General features: G+C 68.2%; 19 protein-coding genes and 2 pseudogenes. 7 read left to right on the forward strand and 14 right to left on the reverse strand.

Features of this window, described 5'->3' with window-relative positions; all coding sequences use genetic code 11:
* Positions 1 to 38 precede the first annotated feature (38 nt).
* On the reverse strand, positions 39 to 386 hold the full coding sequence (locus tag ACIQBL_RS08340; RefSeq protein WP_401938269.1) for a hypothetical protein: 348 nt from the start codon (positions 384 to 386) through the stop codon (positions 39 to 41).
* A gap of 114 nt (positions 387 to 500) precedes the next feature.
* On the opposite strand from ACIQBL_RS08340, the gene ACIQBL_RS08345 reads away from it, so the two are divergent.
* Complete coding sequence (locus tag ACIQBL_RS08345) at positions 501 to 1,181, forward strand: group II intron maturase-specific domain-containing protein (protein ID WP_401938271.1); 681 nt, start codon at positions 501 to 503, stop codon at positions 1,179 to 1,181.
* A gap of 204 nt (positions 1,182 to 1,385) precedes the next feature.
* Complete coding sequence (locus tag ACIQBL_RS08350) at positions 1,386 to 2,762, forward strand: IS1380 family transposase (RefSeq protein WP_401938273.1); 1,377 nt, start codon at positions 1,386 to 1,388, stop codon at positions 2,760 to 2,762.
* A gap of 308 nt (positions 2,763 to 3,070) precedes the next feature.
* Here ACIQBL_RS08350 and ACIQBL_RS08355 read toward each other — a convergent pair whose 3' ends face one another.
* On the reverse strand, positions 3,071 to 4,591 hold the full coding sequence (locus ACIQBL_RS08355) for a TerD family protein (RefSeq protein ID WP_401938276.1): 1,521 nt from the start codon (positions 4,589 to 4,591) through the stop codon (positions 3,071 to 3,073).
* Positions 4,592 to 5,631: 1,040 nt separating this feature from the next.
* On the opposite strand from ACIQBL_RS08355, the gene ACIQBL_RS08360 reads away from it, so the two are divergent.
* Positions 5,632 to 6,255: a hypothetical protein gene (locus ACIQBL_RS08360; RefSeq protein ID WP_401938277.1), complete on the forward strand. Its 624-nt coding sequence runs from the start codon at positions 5,632 to 5,634 to the stop codon at positions 6,253 to 6,255.
* A gap of 83 nt (positions 6,256 to 6,338) precedes the next feature.
* Here the strand turns inward: ACIQBL_RS08360 and ACIQBL_RS08365 are convergent, their stop codons facing one another.
* The 9 genes and pseudogenes from ACIQBL_RS08365 to ACIQBL_RS08405 all read right to left on the reverse strand — a co-directional run bounded on the left by ACIQBL_RS08365 (position 6,339) and on the right by ACIQBL_RS08405 (position 13,621).
* Complete coding sequence (locus ACIQBL_RS08365) at positions 6,339 to 6,632, reverse strand: hypothetical protein (RefSeq protein WP_401938279.1); 294 nt, start codon at positions 6,630 to 6,632, stop codon at positions 6,339 to 6,341.
* A 468-nt stretch (positions 6,633 to 7,100) separates the two neighbouring features.
* Positions 7,101 to 7,304 (reverse strand): hypothetical protein, encoded by a 204-nt coding sequence (locus tag ACIQBL_RS08370; protein ID WP_401938281.1) that lies wholly within the window; start codon positions 7,302 to 7,304, stop codon positions 7,101 to 7,103.
* Between the two features lie 32 nt (positions 7,305 to 7,336).
* Positions 7,337 to 8,389, reverse strand: coding sequence for a serine hydrolase domain-containing protein (locus tag ACIQBL_RS08375; RefSeq protein WP_401938284.1), 1,053 nt, complete (start codon positions 8,387 to 8,389; stop codon positions 7,337 to 7,339).
* 87 nt (positions 8,390 to 8,476) lie between these two features.
* Entirely contained in the window at positions 8,477 to 9,574 is a 1,098-nt protein-coding gene (locus tag ACIQBL_RS08380) for a glycosyltransferase family 4 protein (protein WP_401938286.1), read from the reverse strand.
* On the reverse strand, positions 9,571 to 10,107 hold the full coding sequence (locus ACIQBL_RS08385) for a dCTP deaminase domain-containing protein (RefSeq protein WP_401938289.1): 537 nt from the start codon (positions 10,105 to 10,107) through the stop codon (positions 9,571 to 9,573). Before ACIQBL_RS08385 ends, ACIQBL_RS08380 begins: the two co-directional genes overlap by 4 nt.
* Positions 10,104 to 10,639, reverse strand: a pseudogene (locus ACIQBL_RS08390) (dCTP deaminase domain-containing protein). Before ACIQBL_RS08390 ends, ACIQBL_RS08385 begins: the two are co-directional and overlap by 4 nt.
* On the reverse strand, positions 10,636 to 11,862 hold the full coding sequence (locus ACIQBL_RS08395; RefSeq protein ID WP_401938292.1) for a metallophosphoesterase: 1,227 nt from the start codon (positions 11,860 to 11,862) through the stop codon (positions 10,636 to 10,638). Before ACIQBL_RS08395 ends, ACIQBL_RS08390 begins: the two are co-directional and overlap by 4 nt.
* On the reverse strand, positions 11,859 to 13,142 hold the full coding sequence (locus ACIQBL_RS08400; protein WP_401938934.1) for a UDP-N-acetylglucosamine 1-carboxyvinyltransferase: 1,284 nt from the start codon (positions 13,140 to 13,142) through the stop codon (positions 11,859 to 11,861). The genes ACIQBL_RS08395 and ACIQBL_RS08400 overlap by 4 nt, the downstream gene beginning before the upstream one ends.
* A gap of 41 nt (positions 13,143 to 13,183) precedes the next feature.
* Positions 13,184 to 13,621, reverse strand: a complete 438-nt coding sequence (locus ACIQBL_RS08405; protein WP_401938294.1) for an ATP-binding protein — start codon at positions 13,619 to 13,621, stop codon at positions 13,184 to 13,186.
* Positions 13,622 to 13,796: 175 nt separating this feature from the next.
* Here ACIQBL_RS08405 and ACIQBL_RS08410 point away from each other — a divergent pair, with 175 nt between their 5' ends.
* Both ACIQBL_RS08410 and ACIQBL_RS08415 read left to right on the forward strand, forming a co-directional pair.
* On the forward strand, positions 13,797 to 15,068 hold the full coding sequence (locus ACIQBL_RS08410; protein WP_401938295.1) for a helix-turn-helix domain-containing protein: 1,272 nt from the start codon (positions 13,797 to 13,799) through the stop codon (positions 15,066 to 15,068).
* Positions 15,065 to 15,619, forward strand: coding sequence for a flavoprotein (locus tag ACIQBL_RS08415; RefSeq protein WP_401938297.1), 555 nt, complete (start codon positions 15,065 to 15,067; stop codon positions 15,617 to 15,619). Before ACIQBL_RS08410 ends, ACIQBL_RS08415 begins: the two co-directional genes overlap by 4 nt.
* Positions 15,620 to 15,649: 30 nt before the next feature.
* Here ACIQBL_RS08415 and ACIQBL_RS08420 read toward each other — a convergent pair.
* Positions 15,650 to 16,162, reverse strand: a pseudogene (locus ACIQBL_RS08420) (DUF6879 family protein).
* Positions 16,163 to 16,342: 180 nt separating this feature from the next.
* On the opposite strand from ACIQBL_RS08420, the gene ACIQBL_RS08425 reads away from it, so the two are divergent.
* A complete protein-coding gene (locus ACIQBL_RS08425; RefSeq protein WP_401938298.1) occupies positions 16,343 to 16,552 on the forward strand; it encodes a hypothetical protein in 210 nt (69 codons plus the stop codon).
* A 67-nt stretch (positions 16,553 to 16,619) separates the two neighbouring features.
* Positions 16,620 to 17,396 carry a hypothetical protein gene (locus ACIQBL_RS08430; protein ID WP_401938301.1) on the forward strand — a complete coding sequence of 259 codons (777 nt, stop codon included), beginning with the start codon at positions 16,620 to 16,622 and terminating at the stop codon, positions 17,394 to 17,396.
* Positions 17,397 to 17,462: 66 nt separating this feature from the next.
* On the opposite strand, the gene ACIQBL_RS08435 is transcribed toward ACIQBL_RS08430, so the two are convergent.
* On the reverse strand, positions 17,463 to 18,152 hold the full coding sequence (locus ACIQBL_RS08435) for a hypothetical protein (protein WP_401938302.1): 690 nt from the start codon (positions 18,150 to 18,152) through the stop codon (positions 17,463 to 17,465).
* Complete coding sequence (locus ACIQBL_RS08440; protein WP_401938303.1) at positions 18,152 to 18,664, reverse strand: hypothetical protein; 513 nt, start codon at positions 18,662 to 18,664, stop codon at positions 18,152 to 18,154. Before ACIQBL_RS08440 ends, ACIQBL_RS08435 begins: the two co-directional genes overlap by 1 nt.
* Between the last annotated feature and the right edge of the window lie 10 nt (positions 18,665 to 18,674).

The raw sequence follows: 18,674 nt of genomic DNA on the forward strand, positions 1-18,674 counted from the left end.
ACGGTCGAAGACCGCCTCCGTCTCCACCAGCCGGCCGCTCACCTGCGAGGCCGGCCCTCCGGGGTACCCCGCTCCAGGAACTCGGCCAGGGCCTGGGCCACCACCGCGGAGATGGCCCGGTCACTCGCGTGAGCACAAGCACGGATCTGCCCGGCCAGCGAGCCGGGCAGCTTGACGGTGAACACCACGCTCGACTCGGGGACTTCGACCCGTCCAGCAGCCATGGCCTGCTCCAGATACCGGCGTGCCTGACGCACCGACACCCCGTACCTGCTCGCCAACGTGCGGGCGGCTGCGGCCACGGGCACACCCGCCCCGACCAGATCCGCGGCGGCGTTGACCCGCCGGGCGTACTCGACGCTATCGACACGATCACCACGCACCATGTCACAAACCTACTACCCATTGCGACGCTCCTTACCCTCCGCGCGAGGGAGGAGTTCCAAGCGCCGGTAGCCGAGCGTCACCTCGAAGCAGAAGTTGCCCATTGCGTTGGGGGCGTGATCTCCCCGCTGCTGGCCAATGTCTATCTGCACCGGCTGGACCGGGCGTGGACGACACGGGATCACGGGGTGCTGGTGCGTTATGCCGACGATGTGGTGGTGATGTGCGCCAGCCGCGCGCAGGCCGAAGCCGCTCTGGAGCGGCTGAAGGGCCTGCTGGCCGAACTCGGCCTGGAGCCGAAGGCGGCCAAGACCAGGATTGTGCACCTGCGGGTGGACGGCGAGGGGTTCGACTTCCTCGGTTTCCACCATCGGTGGGTGGAGTCCCGGCCGCGCGGCAATCGGCGTCCGGTTGCCTTCCTCGCCCGCTGGCCCTCGACAAGGGCGATGCAGCACGCCCGCGACCGGATCCGTGAACTCACGGACCGACGCAGGCTGTTGCGGCCGGTCAAGGTGATCGTGGAGGACGTGAACGCGTTCCTGCACGGATGGGCCGCGTATTTCCGGTTCGGGAACTCGGCCCATGTCTTTGACCAGATCGGCTCGTACGCGCGGATGCGGATCGGCGGGTTCCTCGCCAAGAAGCACCGGCGCACCAGGAAGTTCGGCTGGGCGGTGGTTGCCTTCGCCGCCCAAGACTCCCTGGGACTGATCGCCCTGCACGGAACCGTTGTTGCACCCAGACCCTTCCGGGACTGGCGGGGCAGGCCGAATGCCGGTGGTGAACGGCGTCGGTGAGCCGTGTGCGGGAGAACCGCACGCACGGTTCGATGCGGCGGGGGCTGGAAACGGAGCGTACGTACTACGCCACCGCGCCAGCCCCCGACCCTACACAAGGTGGTCTGTCCGAGGCTTGATCAGAAACGCGAGAAGTGCTCCTGACCTGGAACGATAGGACTTGTCGAGGGTCCAGATCGTGCCGTGGAAAGAAGCACTTCTCAGGTGAAGAAGCGTATCGGGTCGTACCCGCGTGTCGGCGTTGAGGGCAGTGGTCGTGGAGTGGTCTCGCAGGCCGGGGCCGTGCTGCTGGTGGAGACGGTCCGCAAGACGGGCCTGGATACTGCGATATCGGGGGCTCTGGCACCCTGGCGCAAGCTGCGGGCGGTGCACGATCCCGGCAAGATCCTGCTGGATGTGGCGCTCGCGGTCGCCCTGGGCGGCGACTGCCTGGCCGATGTCGGCATGCTGCGGGCCGAGCCGGCCGTGTTCGGGCCGGTAGCCTCGGACCCGACGGTCTCCCGGCTGATCGACACGCTCGCAGCGGGCGGCCAACGCGCCTTGAACGCGATCCGCAGTGCCCGGTCCCAAGTGCGTCAGCATGTGTGGAAGGTGGCCGGGCAGACGGCGCCGGATGCGACCGGTTCTGTGACCGTGGACCTGGACGGCGTCCTGGTGATCGCGCACTCCGACAAGGAAGACACGGCTGCGACCTGGAAGAAGACCTTCGGCCACCACCCGCTGATGGCCTTCGTCGACCACGGCACGGGCGGGTCCGGCGAGCCGGTTGCCGCTCTGCTCAGGCCCGGGAACGCGGGCAGCAACACCGCCGCCGATCACATCACCACCACCCAACTGGCCCTGGCCCAGCTGCCCAAGTCCTATCGACGTGGGCGCCGGACCCTGATCCGCACCGACTCCGCGGGCGGCACTCACGAGTTCGTGGCCTGGCTCACCAAACGCGGCCGGTGGCTGTCGTATTCGGTCGGCATGACCATCACCGACGCAATCCACCAGGCCGTTCTCAAGGTGCCGCCTGCGGCATGGACCCCGGCCGTCGAGCCCGACGGAGAGATCCGTGACGGGGCCTGGGTCGCCGAACTCACCGGCAACATGCTCGACGGCTGGCCGAAGGGCATGCGGCTGATCGTCCGGAAGGAACGACCGCACCCCGGTGCCCAGTTGAGGATCACGGACGCCGACGGCATGCGGATCACCTGTTTCGCCACCAACACCACCGGCCGGCCCATCGCCGGGCTCGAACTCCGCCACCGCCTGCGGGCACGGGCCGAGGACCGCATCCGGGCCGCCCGTGCGACCGGCCTGCGGAACCTGCCCCTGCACGACACCGCGCAGAACAGGGTCTGGCTGGAGATCGTGCAGATCGCACTCGACCTGCTGGCCTGGATGCCGATGCTTGCACTGAACGGCAAGACCCGGCTCTGGGAACCCCGCCGCCTGCGACTCCGCCTGTTCAGCCCGGCCGGCCAGCTCGTCACCACCGGCCGCCGCCGGATCCTCCGCCTCGCCCGCCACTGGCCCTGGACCCATATCGTCACCGACGCCCTCGAACGGCTCGACCAACTGCCCAACCCAGTCTGACCAGTAGCTTTCCCGTCCCTACAAGCAGGACCATCCGTCTCCGGAGCAGTGGAACCCGGAGCCCACCCGACACGACGGTCGGGCCGCCGGCCCGCCCTCAAGCAGCCACGGAACGCGAAACGGTCTGCCGACTCCGTCGGCAGACCGTCACGAAAGATCGAGGTTAGAAGGCGCCTGCCCTGGCCGCTGGTTTTGGAGATACCGGACTACCGGTCACGTCACTCTCACGTTCGCGAGCTGTGGTCTGTCATCGGTCGCGTCCGCTAGGCGGACTGAGGCGCCCGAGGTGTAACTCTGGACCCTGATGGTCAGTCGACGTCGACTCCGTGGGCGCGGGCGAGGCCGTTGAGGCCGTCTGCCCAGCCCTGGCCGACGGCGCGTAGTTTCCAGGCGGGGCGGCCGTCGACGGTGTGGCGGTACAGCTCGGCGACGACCATGGCCCGGATGTTTGGGTCGGAGGGCGGCTGGAAGGTCCAGGTCGCTCCTGTCGTGCAGGTCATGTGCAAGGCGGCGTAGGTGAGGGAGCCGCAGGTGAGTCCTGTGTCGACGTCCATGTTGACGGCGATCGCCACGCGCCGGACCGATTCGGGCAGAGCCGACAGGTGGACGGTGGCGCGTTCGACGGTGTGTGGTCCCTCGGGCCCCTTGCCGAGCAGGCGCGCGGCGCAGTCGGCGGCGGATGGCTGGTTGTAGAAGACGAAGTCCTCGTCGCCGGCGACACGGCCGTCGTCCCTGGTGAGGAAGAGAGTGAGATCGGCATCCGCCCCCGCGAATCCGAAGGCGATGTGGAGTCCGTCCCAGGCTTCTTCGGGCAGCGCGAGGGTCTGGCCGGGGATCAGCGCGGTCGGGACAGCCGGCGGTGCGGACGGCATCGGAGGCGGTGCTGAACACGTCTCCTGCCTCCACTCGGCGAAGGACCTGATCCGATACGGGTCGACGACCGGGTTCCCGCCGTCGGGGCGGGAGTTGGCGCCGAGGCTGATGTCGAGGTCGGCGAGCGAGGGCTCGCCCGCGTCGGGTTCGTCCTGGGCATGGTCCAGCAGTTCCTGGAGACCGGTCAGACGAGTGGTGTCCAGCGGCTTGATCGCGCTGGACAGGTTGCCCGACGCGGTGGTCGTGACCGAGCAGGCGACGTCTTGGCCGATGTCCAGGAAGCGCAGGGCGTCCTCGGCGTTCCGCCAGGGCGTGGATTCGATCGCCTGGCGCGTCCAGCGGCCGTACGCCACGAATCCGAGGCGCTGCGTATCCGGGAGGCGAGTCAGGACGGCGAGGTCGATGGCCGTGATGCCGGGCGCGGTGGCGAAGCCCTCCTTGAGCGTGGCGACGATGTTGGAGCCCATGGCCGTGAGCCACCACAGCAACCGGTCGCGCTTGGTGAGGTTCTTGAGGGTCGGGCGCCCGCCGGGCGTCAGACCGGCTGTCTGGGTGGGCAGGGAGTCGAGGTCCTGCTGACGCATCACCACCGACAGCACCGAACCGTCCACGCCGACGGCGCAGCCCGCGGCCGGGTTGTCGGAAAAGGCCGCGTTCACCGCCTCGCAGACCGTTTCCTCGTCGTTGGCGACCAGGGCCTGCCACCACTGCTGGGCCTCGCCGGCCAGTTGGCCGCATACCGCCGCCAGACGTGCCGACTCTGCGGCCAGATACGTGGGCGCATCCTGTTGGGCGCGCTGCTTGGCCGCGGCCCGCTCGGCGCGGGCCAGCCGCCCCACCCCCTGTAGATGGAACGTCTGGGCCTCGGCCAGCGCCCAGGGCAGACCCAGCTGAGGTACCTCAGGGATCGCTGGTGCGTGAGCCGCGGGGAACGACTGCAAATGGACGCTGGTCATCTGCTCCCGCAGCGCACGTAGTTGAGCGATGGCCGCATTTCGCTCGGCGTCCTGCCGTGCTCGTTCCGCCTGGCGGCGGGCTCGGTGGAGTTGGGCAGCGGAAGGCACGACGGTTCGAGGACGTGAAGATCGCCGCGTGGTCGTTCGCCGTCGGTTTCCGCTCAGGGAACTTGAGGCGTAGAAGGGCCCGAGCCCCGACGACATCCGGGCCCCGCCTGTGCCCACGCTGAGCCTCGCCGCCCGCGGGCCGATGGAGGTACGTACCCCACGTGTCGAAACGCGCACGCTCATCCCAGGAACCCCGACTCGGAACCCGAACCCCATGGCATACCCCTTTCCCCACCGAGGAGTCTGACATCGCGCGGGACCAAAAGAGGCGGATATGACCACGCGTACTGCGATGTGGGGTCATCGATTGTTCGAGGTCAGGTAGTGAACGGCACGAGCTCTATGTCCGTACTTGACCCGCGCCGATGTCTCTATCGACAGCCACGACGCCTAACGCGGGTGCCGCTTCGGCGGTACCGGTCCGGGCATGACGTCAAGGTTCCAGTGCTCCTTGAACGGGTGGACCAGATTGGCGCCGTCGAGGAACTCCAGCCTTCCATGGTCGCTCGCGACGCCTCACTCGCCCGGCCGAATCAGGAGGTTGTTACCAGGATGCCTTTGCCGCACGTTTGTGTTCCACGTTGGCCGGGCCGATGGCCTAGAACAACTGCCGGATGCAGCGATCCGGGATCGGCGGAGGCTCCGGACTGTCCCGAGTTGGGCGGAGTCTCGTCAGGTGTTTGCCAGGGTGACTGTCGACTTCGAGTGCATCGTTCCGAACCGGAATTCGGTGACACCGATGTGCGGTTCGTCCTTGTGCACGTGATCGAGGAGTACGCCCGCCACGCGGATCTCCTCCGTGAGGCCATCTAAAGCACTACTGGCGAGTGGCCGACCGCTCCGCCCGACGAAGCATTCCTGAGCTCGTCAAACGATGCGCTTGCCGAAGTCACGGCATCCGGTTTCGGCAACTCCCGCTACGCTCCCGCCTCATGGGAACACCCTGGGCTTCCATCATCGCCGGGTCAACGGCCGTCTTCAGCGCGATCGCTACCGGGGGAGCGTGGCTGGCGGCGCGCCGTGCGAACGCCACCGCGGACGCGGTCGCGCGCATCGAACGGGACCGTTGGCACGCTGACCTGCTGCCGCAGTTCAGCGTGCGGATCGAGATGGGCGAGGGCGACCGGGCGACGCTCAGCGTGCGGCTCGTCGGCCCGCTTCCGCTCTGCCATCTCGACGAGATCCGAGTCGAGGTCGCGCAGAGCGATGACATGGACTACACGCCCCGACTCGCTGGGGGACCGACCGAGGAGCAGGTGGCCGCCCAGGTGTGGGGGCCGCTGCGGTTCGTGCCTGGCTCCGACGGCGCGGACCGGAACGGGCATACGGTCGTCCCGTTCGCTCTCGCCGTGGGCAGGGGGCGGCCGTTCGCGTTGGAGCGCACGCGCTCACCGTTCTGGTGGGAGGGCGACGACCGGGAGGAACGATGGCGCGACAAGTGGCTCAATCTGCCGATGCGCCTGGTCCTCTCCTGCCGTCGAGAGGGTTTCGACCCGTGGACGGTCCCATACGAGGTGGACGTGCCGGAGGTGCCGCGGGTGCGGTTCGGTGGCTGACCCTGCCGGCCGGGGTTGAAGACGACCAGGGCGTCCGTCGAACGGACATCCCAGTCGCCAACTGAGGCCCGCCGCACCTTCCCTCACGGGTCGGCGCTCTCGCGCTGGCCGTCCCCTGCACGGACACTGTCCGTATCACCGTTGGATATCCGGGTGTTGTGGGTGCGGCGTCGGTTCGCTCGGCGGGCTTCCTTGAGTTCGCGAACCGTGAGGCGGTAGCGGAGCAGCTCACGCCACCACTCCAGCCGCGCCGGGGCGGTCTGGGGGAGGGCGCGGACGAGGGTGCGCGCCAGCGTGACGAGCGTGGTGGTGACGGTGGTCAGGGCGACGAGGCAGGCGGCGGCCCAGGATGGAACCGCTGAGAGGTCGGGCAGCACGGGATGAGGGCCTTCCGGAGGCGCGATGGCGAGGTCCGCGACGAACCCGCCAGGGTCGTGCCGAGGAGCCTGGCGCTGGTCGAGCGGTGGTCGTCCGTGCTGTTGGGAGGTCGCTCGACTCAGCCCAGGTGGGGCGGTTGGTCACCGGGTTCGGCATGCCGGTGACGCCGTTGGCGTCGCCCCTGGCATGTGCATCCCCCTATGCGTTGTCTCCGTTGGCCGGTGTCTTCCCCGAGCCGGAGATCCCTACACGACTTCCGAGATACGACTGGGCGGCCCCAGTGGCCACCAGTGGTTCAGCTATTCAGACGCTCTCTGGTCCCGATACGTTGTGACCGTTCTGTCCGGCGCTTGCTTCGCTCGCTCACGGTCTGTCATTTAGGAGATCGATCGGACGTGCCACGCCGGTGAAGAAAGATGGTTCGTCAGTGCCACCCGGCCCATCCGCGATCTGGGACAGCCGAGGGGCTACACCCTGTTGCAGTTGTTGCTACAGCGGTGCGTGAAGCCGTCGCTGATCACGTCCGTGGAGCAGGCGGTGCCCTCGGCCGGCATCACGAACAACATGTCGATGTCACGCGGAGGTCGTGCCGCAGTGCCCTTGCCGTAGGCCCCGATCACCTTCATGGTCGTGGCGTTGGCGATGGGTTGCCCGTAGTAGTGCTTGCTCAACTCGCCGAAGGAGCTCCATTAACAGGCCCGGCTCAGGTGAAGGCGTGTGAGCGGAAGGCGTTGCGTACCTGTGTGAGTGGCTCGCGGTCACGGGTGAAGTAGAGCTTGTTGGTGAGTAGAGCCGCCCAACGGTCCTTACCTGGGGAGATCCACATGCCCGTGCCCGTGAAGCCGTAGTGGACCCATACATCGTCGGTCTTGGGTGTGGTGCCCAGGGCCGGGTGCCAGAACAGGCCACGGGGCGGGGTGAGTTCACCTGTGTGGAGCTGCAGGGATTCTTTGACCCAGTCCGGGCCGAATCCGGGTGACTGGCTCACTCGGGCCGGGGCCAAGAGGTAGCGCAAGAATGCGGCAAGGTCGTCGAGGACGGAGAACGTGCCCGCGATACCGCACACTCCGCCCAGCAAGCGCGCGGAGAAGTCGTGTGCAGATCCCTTGAGATGGGTCTTCGTGTTGTCGTCGAGTTCGGTTGGTGCACAGCGGGCAGCGACACCAGCCGGCAACGGACCGAAGCGGGTCTGTGTCATGCCAAGGGGTTGCCACACGCGGTCGGCTGCGAGTGCGTCAAGGCTCTGGCCGGAGAGGTGTTCGGCGAGATAGCCCAGGATGAGGGCGGCGCGGTCGGTGTACTCCACGGCCTCGCCGGGCGGCCGGTGCAGGGCTTCGCGCAGGACGCCGTCGCGGACGTCCTGGGGATCGGTGCCGTAGAGGTTCTTGAGGTTGGCCCGGAGGGGGGCGCCGGCCGTGTGCGTGAGCAGGTGACGTGCGGTCACTTGCCCCAGAGGGCGTCCACTCACCTCGGACCAGAAGTCGCCCAGCGGTGTGTCGAGTTGGAGCTTTCCGTCCTCGACGAGACAGCCGATGGTCGACCACACAGCGAGGATCTTGGTGAGGCTGGCGACGTCGAAGACCGTGTCGTGCCGCATCGGTTCGTCCGGCTGATCGGGATCCAGGACGCCTGCGGTGCCGCTGGCCAGGATCCCGAGGCTGTTGCCCATCGCCCAGACAGCACCGGGGTAGACCCTGTCGCGGACCCCGTCATGGAGGAGCTGGTGGATGCGGTCAGTGTCGAGGTCGAGCGCCATGGTCTCCCGATCGATCGTGGGCCGTGTGATGTCCCGTGGGTCAGCGTAGTGAGGCGCTGGTACGGATCTGACTGCGGCGCGGGCAAGTCAGATGAGCTGTTTGCCCAGGTCGGTGAGGGCGGCTGCGGTAGCGGTGAGGGGAAAGCGGGCCGCGTTAGCGTGGCCTGCGGCCTGGAGTGCCGGGAGCAGGCCAGGTGTGGTGCGGAGCCGGGTGAGGTCATGAGCAAGGACCGCCGGGTTGGTGAAGTCGGTGCTGTGGCCACTCGCGGCAAGGACGTCGCTCAGTCCGGGGACGGGCTGGTAGATGACCGGCAGTCCGCAGGCTTGAGCTTCGAGGGCGACGAGCCCCATGGCTTCGAGCGTGGTCGACGGCATGACGAGGGCGTCGTGGTCGGCGAAGGTGTTCCACAGTTGCGGGCGGTTCAGCCAGCCGAGATATCGGACGTGGACCTTGAGCAGACGCAGGAGCGGGGTCAAGGTGCGGAACTGGTGGGGCGGTGCGGCGATGCTCAGTTCGACTGCCTCGATCGCGGGCAATGCGCGCAGGAGGGTCTCCATGCCCTTCTCGGAGGTGAGGCGTCCGGCGTAGAGCAAGCGTAAATGTCCGGCTGGACGCCTCCCGGGACGTGGTGGCGGGTCGGTGAGCAGGTGGTCGGGGATGCCCCACGGGATGTTCGTGATCTTCCGGCGATTGGTGGTCGGTACGAGCTTCAGCAGTCGGTCGGCCATGGCGCCGGTGGGGACGACGATGGCGTCGGCGGCGCGGGTGCTCTCTCGCAGGATTCGGAGTTGGTCGTTGCGGGCTTCGGCGAAGAGCAGATCGGTGCCGTGGACGAGTGCGATGCGTGGGCGGGTGGGCAGCGCGCGGATCAGGGCCGGTGTGCCACCGAAGGTGAGGTGCTGGAGGTGGAGCACATCGATGTCCGCCGGGTCGATGAGCTGGGACAAAGCCCTGCGCAGTGCGTTGACGTACAGGGCGAACGGTGGCCCGGACAGGCACTTGCCCGGCACGTCCAGCAACTCCAGTCCCGCAGGCAGACGTGGTGGACGAGGCTGCGGGGCGAGCATGAAAGCGCGGGCAGGGAGGAGAGGGTGCTCGCCGGTATAGAGGTCGAGGAAGAGCTCGACACTTCCGCCGGCGCTGCCGAAGGGCAGGTCGAGGGCGGTCGCGATCAGCGGGCTCATGTCGTACCTCCGGCGAGTTCTTCGTAGAGGCGGGAGATGTCGATGCCTGCGGTCGCGGTGTATTTGAGGCCGTGTAGTTGGTAGCTGGCCGGTGTGCCGAGGCAGTGGAGGAAGACGAGCTTGCCGAAGGTCATCCGGGGATGGACCCGGACGGGTCTGGCGGCGCGGATCTCCAAGGTCCAGTGGATGGCGTGGCCTTGGTGACCGAGTGGGGCGGAGACGTGGACCCAGATGCCGAGCGCGCCGATGGTGCGGTCGCCGTTGAGGAACTGGGCGTACGTCTCTGATCCGGTTCGTTCGTGGGTGACGCCGAGGTAGAGCACTCCGGGTTGAAGTACCAGCCCGGACGTGGGGATTGTGGTCTCGGAGTACGGGGTGGGGGTCGCCGCGTCCAGGTTGGCGTCGCAGATGCGCAGGGTGTCGCCGAGGCGCCAGTCGTAGGCGTTGGGGGAGAGGCGGGCTGGGTCGTACGGCTCGATGGTGATCTCGCCCGAGGCTCGGGCGGCGGCGATGCCGGGTCCGGTAAGGATCACGAGGCCACCGCCCGAAGTTTTGTCACGTCGCGCCAGTAGCGGGAGGGCTGCGGACCGTCTGCCGCCTGGTATTTGCCGCTGTACAGGGCGATCGGGCCGACGGAGGCGAAGAACATGATCTGTCCGATCCTCATGCCCGCGTAGACGCGCAGGGGGCGGATCGGTGTGAGCATCAGGGTCCACTGGCCGTGGAAGCCGATGTCTCCGATGGGGGCGGTGATCTCGACGAACAGGCCGAGTCGTCCGACCGAGGAACGGCCGAACAGCAGCGGAGAGTGTCGGAGCCGACCTCTTCGAGGGTGTGACCCAGGTACAACTCGCCGGGCTGGAGGACGTATCCGTCCGGGCCGATCGTGAACTCACGGGTGGGGTTGGGCTGATGGGCGTCCAGGACGTCGGCGGTGTAGGTGAGCAGAGTGGGGCCGAGGCGGACGTTGTAGCTGTTCGGGTTGACCTGGTCGGGGGCGAAGGGGGTGATGCGAAGGCGGCCGTCCTGGGCGGCGGCGGTGATCTCGGGGCCCGTGAGAATCATCGAGTGCCTCCCTGGGCCGGCGCGGTGAGGACGTGCTTGACGGCTTGGCTGAGCAGCAGCCCTGCGGCGTGGGCGCGGCCGGCGAGGCAGGTGCCGACGAGGTAGTCGGTGGTCAATACGCTGGTGATGCCGTCCGGCAGGGGATCCGGCGCGGTGACGAGCGGGCCGGCCTGTTCGGTGAGATGGGCCAGCAGGCCATCAAGGTTCTTGCGGAAGTCCGCCGGGATGTTCGCGTGGACCAGTTGGTTGTCGAAGGGCTCGATAGCGAGCAGGTCGCCCAGGGTGAGGGTGTTGCCGAGCGGGAAGGGACGCAGCACCGTTTCGTTGAGGATGACCGCGTCGATGCCGAGTCCTGTGCGCAGGCGTGCTGCGAGGTCGACGAGCAGGTCGTGGCGATCGGGAGTCCGGTGCCGATATGCCTTGGTCACGGGGCCGAGGACGGCGGTCAGTTGCTGCCTGAGTCCGCCGATTTTTGCTTCCAGCGGCGCCAGTTCGGCCGGGACACGGGCCGCTGCCCGGTCCGGGAAGCGAGTGGTGCCGGCGCCCCAGCCTTGTCCGACAGGTGTGGCGATGGCGTACCCGTCGGCGAGTTCGCGGCCCTTGACGATGAGGGTGTCGCCGACGCGGACCGGGCCGTACTGGGCGCTGTGGCAGTGCCCGGCGAAGATCACGTCGAGGAAGGGGCAGGCGGCTGCCAGCTTGAGGTCCTCGTCGAAGCCGGAGTGGCTGAGCAGGATCCAGTCGTCGACTTCGTGGTGGTGGGTGAGCATTACCTCGCGCAGGGCTTGGACGGGGTCGGTCACGCGGTGGTCGGCTCGATGCTCGGCAGGGATGGCGTTGAACGCCTGCTGCCCGATCACGGCTGTGATCGCGACCCGTCGCCCTGCGATGCGGGTGGTGTGCAGGCGGCGGAAGAGCCCTTGGCCGGTGGCGTCGACGGCGTTGGCGCAGACGGTGAGTCGGTGCAGGTCGGGTTCGAAGTGGTGGGGCCAGCCGTGGTTTCCGGGTGCGAGTACGTCGTAGAGCTTGAGCAGGATGTCGCGTTCGACGGTGCCGTGGGCGAGGCGGTAGTAGCCACTGCCCTCGAAGAAGTCCCCGCAGTCCACGATGAGTGACGTGGGGCGGAGGGCGTGGAGGTGAGTCAGGAAGGGGGCGGTGTTGTCGAAGGAGGAGTGCACGTCCGTGGTGGCCACGATCTGTCGTACGGTGCGATGACGGGTCATGGGGTGACCTCGCAGATGTCGGCACCGAGGGCGCGCAGCTTGCCGGGAAGGTCAGCGTGACCGCGGCGGAGCTGGTCGAGGCCGCCGACGGTGGTGACGCCTTGGGCGGTGAGGCCGGCGACCATGAGAGCGGAGCCGGTACGGATGTCGGTGGCCTCCACGCCTGTCCCAGTGAGCTGTTGGGGTCCGGCCAGGCGGCACTCGGTGGGGGAGAGCTCCTCGAAGTCGGCTCCGAGGCGGGCCAGTTGGGGTAGCAGGTTGCTGTGGCGGCCGGGGTTTATGGCGTCGGCGAACAGGTGGGTGCCGGGAAGGCTGAGGGCGAGTGCCATCAGGGGTGGTTCGAAGTCGGCGTCCAGCCCGCCGGGGCTGAGGGACGCGATGGCCTGGAGACCACGACTCGTCGGTCGCGCGTCTCGGGCACGGACGGAGAGAACGCCGGCATCGGCGCCGGCAGGGATGCCCAGCCGTCGGAGGGCAGCGATGAGCGGGTTTACGTCCCTGCCGTGCACGCCCTGGATGCGGGCTGTACCGCGGGTTGCCGCGATCGCGCACGCCAGTGTGCCTGCCTCGATCTTGTCGCCGGGAACTTCCCAGGCGATGCCGTCGATCAGGCCCGAGGATGGTGGCGTGAGGGTGAGGAGGCGCTCGCTCGTCCGGGTCTCCCAGCCCACCGTCTCCAGGGCGTCGAGCACGCACAGGACCTCCGGGGAGAGGTTGGGCTCGCCCAGCCGTAACGGGCGGCTGGTCGTGACTGCCCGGAGTACGGCGGCCACGGTCGCCCCGCGCGAGCGGAACGGCAACACCAGTGAGACGGTGCCGGTGCGCGGTGTGACGGCTTCGACACGGTAGCCGGAGTCGTCGACTGCTGTGCAGTCGCCGAACGCCTCGTACACCGTGAAGTGCAGGTCCATCCCACGTGCGCCGATTCGACAGCCTCCCGGCCACGGCAGCCGGGCCTCCCCGTGGCGGGCGAGTAGGGCGGGTACCAGGTAGTAGGAGGCACGGATGTGGGCGGCTTGGGGAAGCTCGGCGTGCGTGCGTCGGCTCTCGGTCGGCAGGATCACCGTAGAGGTCGGCTCCCCTACAGGCTGCGCCACGTGCCAACCCGCCTGCTGCAGCAGCGCGAGCATGATCTGCACGTCTGTGTTGGCCGGGACGTTGGTCAGCCGCACCGGGCGACCGAGCGCTGCCGCGGCGGCCAGCAACGGCAGGGCGGCGTTCTTGGAGCCGTCGACGGTGACGGTGCCGGCGAGCGGAGGTCCGGGGCGTACAGCGATCACCTCTGCGGCCCGGGTCGGGGTGGAGGCGGTGGTTGTCACGGTCAACTCCTCTGTAGGGGAAGGGAGATGGCGTCTTTCTGGTTCGAGCCGGTGGACAGGTCGATCTCGGCCCAGCACCGTTTGCCCGTGGGCGTCGGCTCGGCGCCGTACCGGTCGGCCAGAGCTGCGACGAGGAACAGACCCCGGCCGTTCTCGCTGCACTCGTCCGGGAAAGTGAGCTGGGGCAGTGCGGGGCTGGAGTCGCTGACCTCGACGCGTAGGACGGCTTCTACGAGCCGCACGGTCATCGAGATCTGGCCGGGACCGGCGTGGCGGACCGCGTTGGTGACCAGCTCGCTGATCAGCAGCTCGACGGTGTGCATCAGCTCGTCGTCCAGCTCCGCCTCCCAGCCTGTTATCGCGTTCATCGCCTGGTGCCGGGCGTCGGTGACCGCAGTTGGTGTGGTGGGTACGGACAGGGTGAGCTGGTGCGCTGCCATGAGCGGCCTCCCGGGGTAGGTGCGGCCACATCACGCAACCAGCCCGTGGCGGTGGGTGGTTAGCCCAGGTGCCGGCGCTGCATCGGTTATGCAGGAGCTGCATGACGGTGAAGTGCGCCTGATCTACGCTCGGTTGGGCAGGCAGGATCGGCGACGGCGGAAGGGGCCGTGGCAGATGCCCGAAGGACATGGCGAAGCGAGACGGATCGGCGAAGTGATCCGTCAGGCACGGGTGTTACAGCGGCGCTCGCAGAAGGACGTCGCCGCCGTGCTGGGCTACCACCAGTCCAAGGTGAGCCGCCTGGAGAGCGGACGAGGCACGGAGGACATCCGCGTCCTGCGCGCTGTTGCTCAGGAACTCAAGATTCCGCCCCAGCAGTTGGGTCTTGCTGCGGCCCCTGATCCCTCTACCGCCGACCCCGAAACCGAAGACATGCACCGCCGTACTTTCCTTGCCGCGAGCATCGCCGCACTCGCGACCCCGGCCACTTCGGCCGCCGCCCACGACGACCTCGTACAAGCGCTCCTGCCGGGCCTGTACCCGGCGAGCACCGGCGCCCCCTTGGCCACGGCAGTCCTCCGTGAGCAGGTCGGCGCGGCCCGCAGGCTCTTCTACACGTGCGACTACACGGAACTCGAACGCACTCTGCCCGGGTTGATCGCCAACCTGCGGCTCGCCTCCAGTGCCGCGACGGACAGCGACACGTTGTCCGCGCTTCTGGCCACCGCGTACCAGACTTCGACCAGCCTGCTGCTCAAACAGCACGACCAGGGCAACGCCTGGCTGGCGGTCGGCCGCGCGATGGCCGAGGCCGAACGCTCCGGCGACCCGGTGGTCCTCGCCTCCAGTGTCCGCGTGCAGGCCCACGTCCTGGCCCGCGAGAAGCACACTGCCCAGGCCGTCACCCTCGTCCGGCACACGGCCGACCAACTCGTCGGCTCCTACGACCGTCGCTCCCCGAAATACCTTGCCGCAGTCGGGCTGCTGTTGCTGCGCGGGGTGACCGCGGCCAGCGGCGGAGGCGACCGCGCGGCAACCGAGGAGTTTCTCGCCGAGGCCAAAGAAGTGGCCCGGTACGTCTCCCTTGACCGTCCCGACGCCTGGGCCAACTTCAGCCCCACCAACGTCGCCCTCCACGAGCTCAGCTCCCTGGTGGCCTTCGGCGACGCGGGCCTCGCCCTGCAAGCGGCCCGGCCCCTCATGCGCCGGCACATCCCCGTCCCCGAACGCCGAGCGGCCCTGTGGGTGGAAACGGCCCGCGCCTACAGCCAGCAGGGCCGCCTCTCCGACGGCTACCAGGCACTGCGGATCGCCGAGACCTGCGCCGCCCAGGACGTCCGCCGCCCCGCCGTGCGCGACCTGGTCGCCGACATGGCCGCCCGCGACCGCCGTCGTACGCTGCCCGAACTGCACCACTTCAGCCGACAACTGGGAGTCCCCGCGTGAGCGAGCCGAACGCCCCGGACAAGAAGCCCTTCCTGTACATCGTCGTGTGCGCATGCGGTATCGCCGGCGATGTCGGCAAGCTGATCACCGCAGCGCAGGAACGGCATTGGGACGTCGGTGTCGTCGCCACCCCACAGGGCTTGGGCTTCCTCGACACCGAGGCGATCGAGACCCAGACCGGCTATCCGATCCGCTCCGCCTGGCGCACGCCCGGCGAAGCCCGCCCCCTGCCGCCTGCGGACGCGATCGTCGTCGCGCCGGCCACCTTCAACACGGTCAACAAATGGGCCGCAGGCATCTCCGACACCCTTGCCCTGGGCATCCTGTGCGAGGCATACGGCATGGGTATCCCCACCGCCGTACTGCCGTACCTGAACGCGGCACAGGCCGCCCACCCCGCGTACCAGCAGAGCCTGGCACGGCTGCGGGGGATGGGAGTGCTGGTCGGATCGTACGAACCACACAAGCCGAAAGCGGGCGGTGGCGCCGACCGCTTCCAATGGGAGGAGGCGTTGGACCTCTTGGCCCCTAAGCCGTCGGCACGGACGTGATCGGCGGCGCTGCAGGCGTTGTTGGTGCTGTCAGGCCAACTGGAACTCTGCGTGGGGTGTTGCCCGCGCGCATACGGCTTCGAAGGCCGACTCGCAGAGCTTGGCGACCGCAGGATCGTCGGTGAGTTCCACCTGCATGTTTTCGCCTTCGCCGTCGAAGTGGTTGACGAGGACGAGGTTGGAGTCGAAGAGCCAGAAGTCGTTGCCCGGGAGCGCGAGGTCCGTGGCGTGTCGCCGGGAGAGCCAGCGGACGTTCTCGCCGGCTGCGATGTTGAGGCCGCCCGTCACGTCGTACTCGAAGCGGATGTACTCGCTGACGGGAGTCGAGACGATGCGGGCCCGGCGGACCTTGACGGTTCGCGAGGTCGCGTCCGTGACGATGGCGTGCCAGTCGCCCCAGCGCTCGGCCGGGTCGAGTGCGATGCCGGCCTTCCAGTCGATTCAGGCCGGGTCCGACTTCATGTAGGCGTCGCGCATCTCCAGATGGACGGCCGTCCGCTGGCAGTCACGGAACAGTTCCTCAAACGTCGGGGTCCTCGTCAACCTTCTTCACCTCCAGGAAGAACTGCACCATGCGCCGGGGGATCTCCACCACCGACTCATGGCCGGGGGATCTTCATCTGCCTGAGGCGCTCGATGTCCTCCGGGTCGATGAGCCCGGACGCCAATGGGCGCAGGTGGTCGCCACCCTGGCCGAGGTGGTCCCGGTCGTCCCTCGGTACGGTGCCTGGCCAGATCGCCCGCCGGCTGGCTGCCGTGCTGCGGGGCAGCGGATCGGTGCTGCTGGAGGCCGGGGCGTGGGAGGGCGCCGAGGTCCGGATGAACGTGGTACCCGCAGCATGGGAGGGGAGCCGCGAGGGCCACGGCCTGCTGCGCGGTCGGCGGGTACGGGTGGCGGCCGTCGGGCGCGGCGCGTCCGCGGTACCGCGCTAAGCGGACCTGTGGCTGCCTGGCCCCGACGGCACGGTCGCTTCGCTACCCGCGGATACTTCCGCAACCGATGCTCCCACGACTGGGCCTGGTGCTGGACGCAGGGAGCGGTCGGTCCTGCGCGTGGGGCGACGCGGCCCGGCTGGCCCCCTATCCGTTGGGCGTTCTGGGCGTCCCCCGACTGGCGGATCTGCTGGAGCGGCTGGGCGTCCGCACGGTCGGCGCGCTCGCGGCGCTCCCCGAGCGCAAGGTGCTGGCCCGGTTCGGCGCCGAGGGCATCGCCGCCCACCGCACCGCCCGCAGGCAGTACGAGCGTCCTCTCTCCGTACGAACCGATGCCGGTGAGCACACCGTGTCGTACGTCTTCGAGCCAGCCGCGCACCTTCTTGAACCGGTGGTGTTCGCCGCGAAGGCGTCGGCCGAGCAACTCCACGAGCGCCTGGCCGCCGCTGGAGTGGTGCGCACCCGGCTGGAGGCCGTCGTGGAACTGGCCGACGGCCGAAGCCTGTCGAGGACCTTCCGGCACGAAGGACGGCTGTCCTCGCTGGCGGTGGCCGAGCGGGTGCGCGGCGTCCTGCACGTGTGGACCGACGCCGGCCTGCTCGACGCCGGCGGAGAGGAGGGCACCGTCCGGCTGGTGCTGCGCCCGGAGGAGCTGACGGCGGCCACCGGTCGCCAGAGCGCTCTGTTCGGCGAGGGCCACGCCCCGGAGGAGATCGAGCGGCCTGGTGGCCGAGCATCGCCGGCACCCGCGCAGCCGCCCGAAGCGGCATGCGAGGTTGGCGGAGTTTGTCGCCGCCGGGTTGGTAATGCACCGGTGCATCGAGTCGGGACACGGGATTTCTGACCGGGAGAGGTCCCGCCGCCTGGATGGCGGCGGGACCTGGGTAGTTAACTGGACCACAAAGCACGGTCAGGTCTGGGGTTCCTGCCCGCACACCAGGTCATGTGCTTCCCGGAAACCCGGGTAGGTTCCCGTGTTCCGGCCGCACTTGATCATGCCCTGGGTCTTCCCGTACCACGTGGTGACGGTGCCGTAGACCGGAGTCTTCTTGTCGCCGACACACCCCTGGACGAAGCTCGCCTCAACCACCTGCACGCCTATGACCGAGAGGTAGTCGCCGGTCTTTCCAGTCATGTCCACAGTTCCGAGGCCCGCGGCGCCGGGCAGCGGTACCGACTCCCCGTTCTGTGCAACCGACTTCCCTCCGAGATTCATGTGCCGTTCCAGGGAGGCGAACACCGATGCCTCGGACACCTTCCCGCTGGCCTCGACGCTGGCTGTCACCTTGCGTACTGGAATCGCGTGGAACGTGACGTTCGCAGCCTGCTCACCTTTTTTGACGCGAACCAACTGCGACACGGCGACCAGTTTCCCTTGGGTGCTGATTTTTCCCCAGTGGAATTGGTCGTTCTTGCAAATCCACTCCGCCACCGAAATCGCGGTTGACTTGGGGGACGCCGTCGCTTTCGCATCCTTGTCCTGCGAGGACGAGGAACACGCTGTCGCCATCAGGACCGTTGCGGCCAGCACGGCTGCCGGCCGCAATCCGGCCGCGATCCGGCTGGCTTTCTTTCCTGTTTCTCGGCCAGGCCGTGTCATTAGCAGTACCTCTTCTTCACCAACGCCGACAGCCCGTCCTGGGCCGGCTTCTTGCAGCTGATACTCCCGGCGGAGTCGCTGTTCCAACTGTGGCCACTCTTGTAGCCCATCCGCGCGCAACTGTGGGAACCACACGCCCAGCGCTCATACCGTCCGCTGGCCTTCCGTGTCCCGTTGTAGTAGATGTACTTGCCATCCGCCTTGGGGATGGTGACCTCCTTCACGATCGAGTGGGTAACCGTCTTCGACCCACTGCCGTGCAGTGTGAGCCCGACCTCGATCCCCAGAGCGCCGAAGAACTTGGTGGCCAGATTGCCGGTTGCCCCGCCAGTCGCGTCGATTGCTCCCTCCACCGTGGTGATGTGCTCCTTCGTGATGGTCAACTTGACGCTCTCCCCGGTGGTGTTGACATAGTCCCATTCGTGCGTGACCACGTTTGTCTTCTTCGTCCACGCCCAGAGGTACTGGATGTCCGTATCAGCATGGGCTGACTGTGTGGAGATCAGAAGCATGGCTGCCAGC

The organism is Streptomyces sp. NPDC088350 (genome assembly GCF_044753545.1).
Lineage (GTDB): Bacteria > Actinomycetota > Actinomycetes > Streptomycetales > Streptomycetaceae > Streptomyces.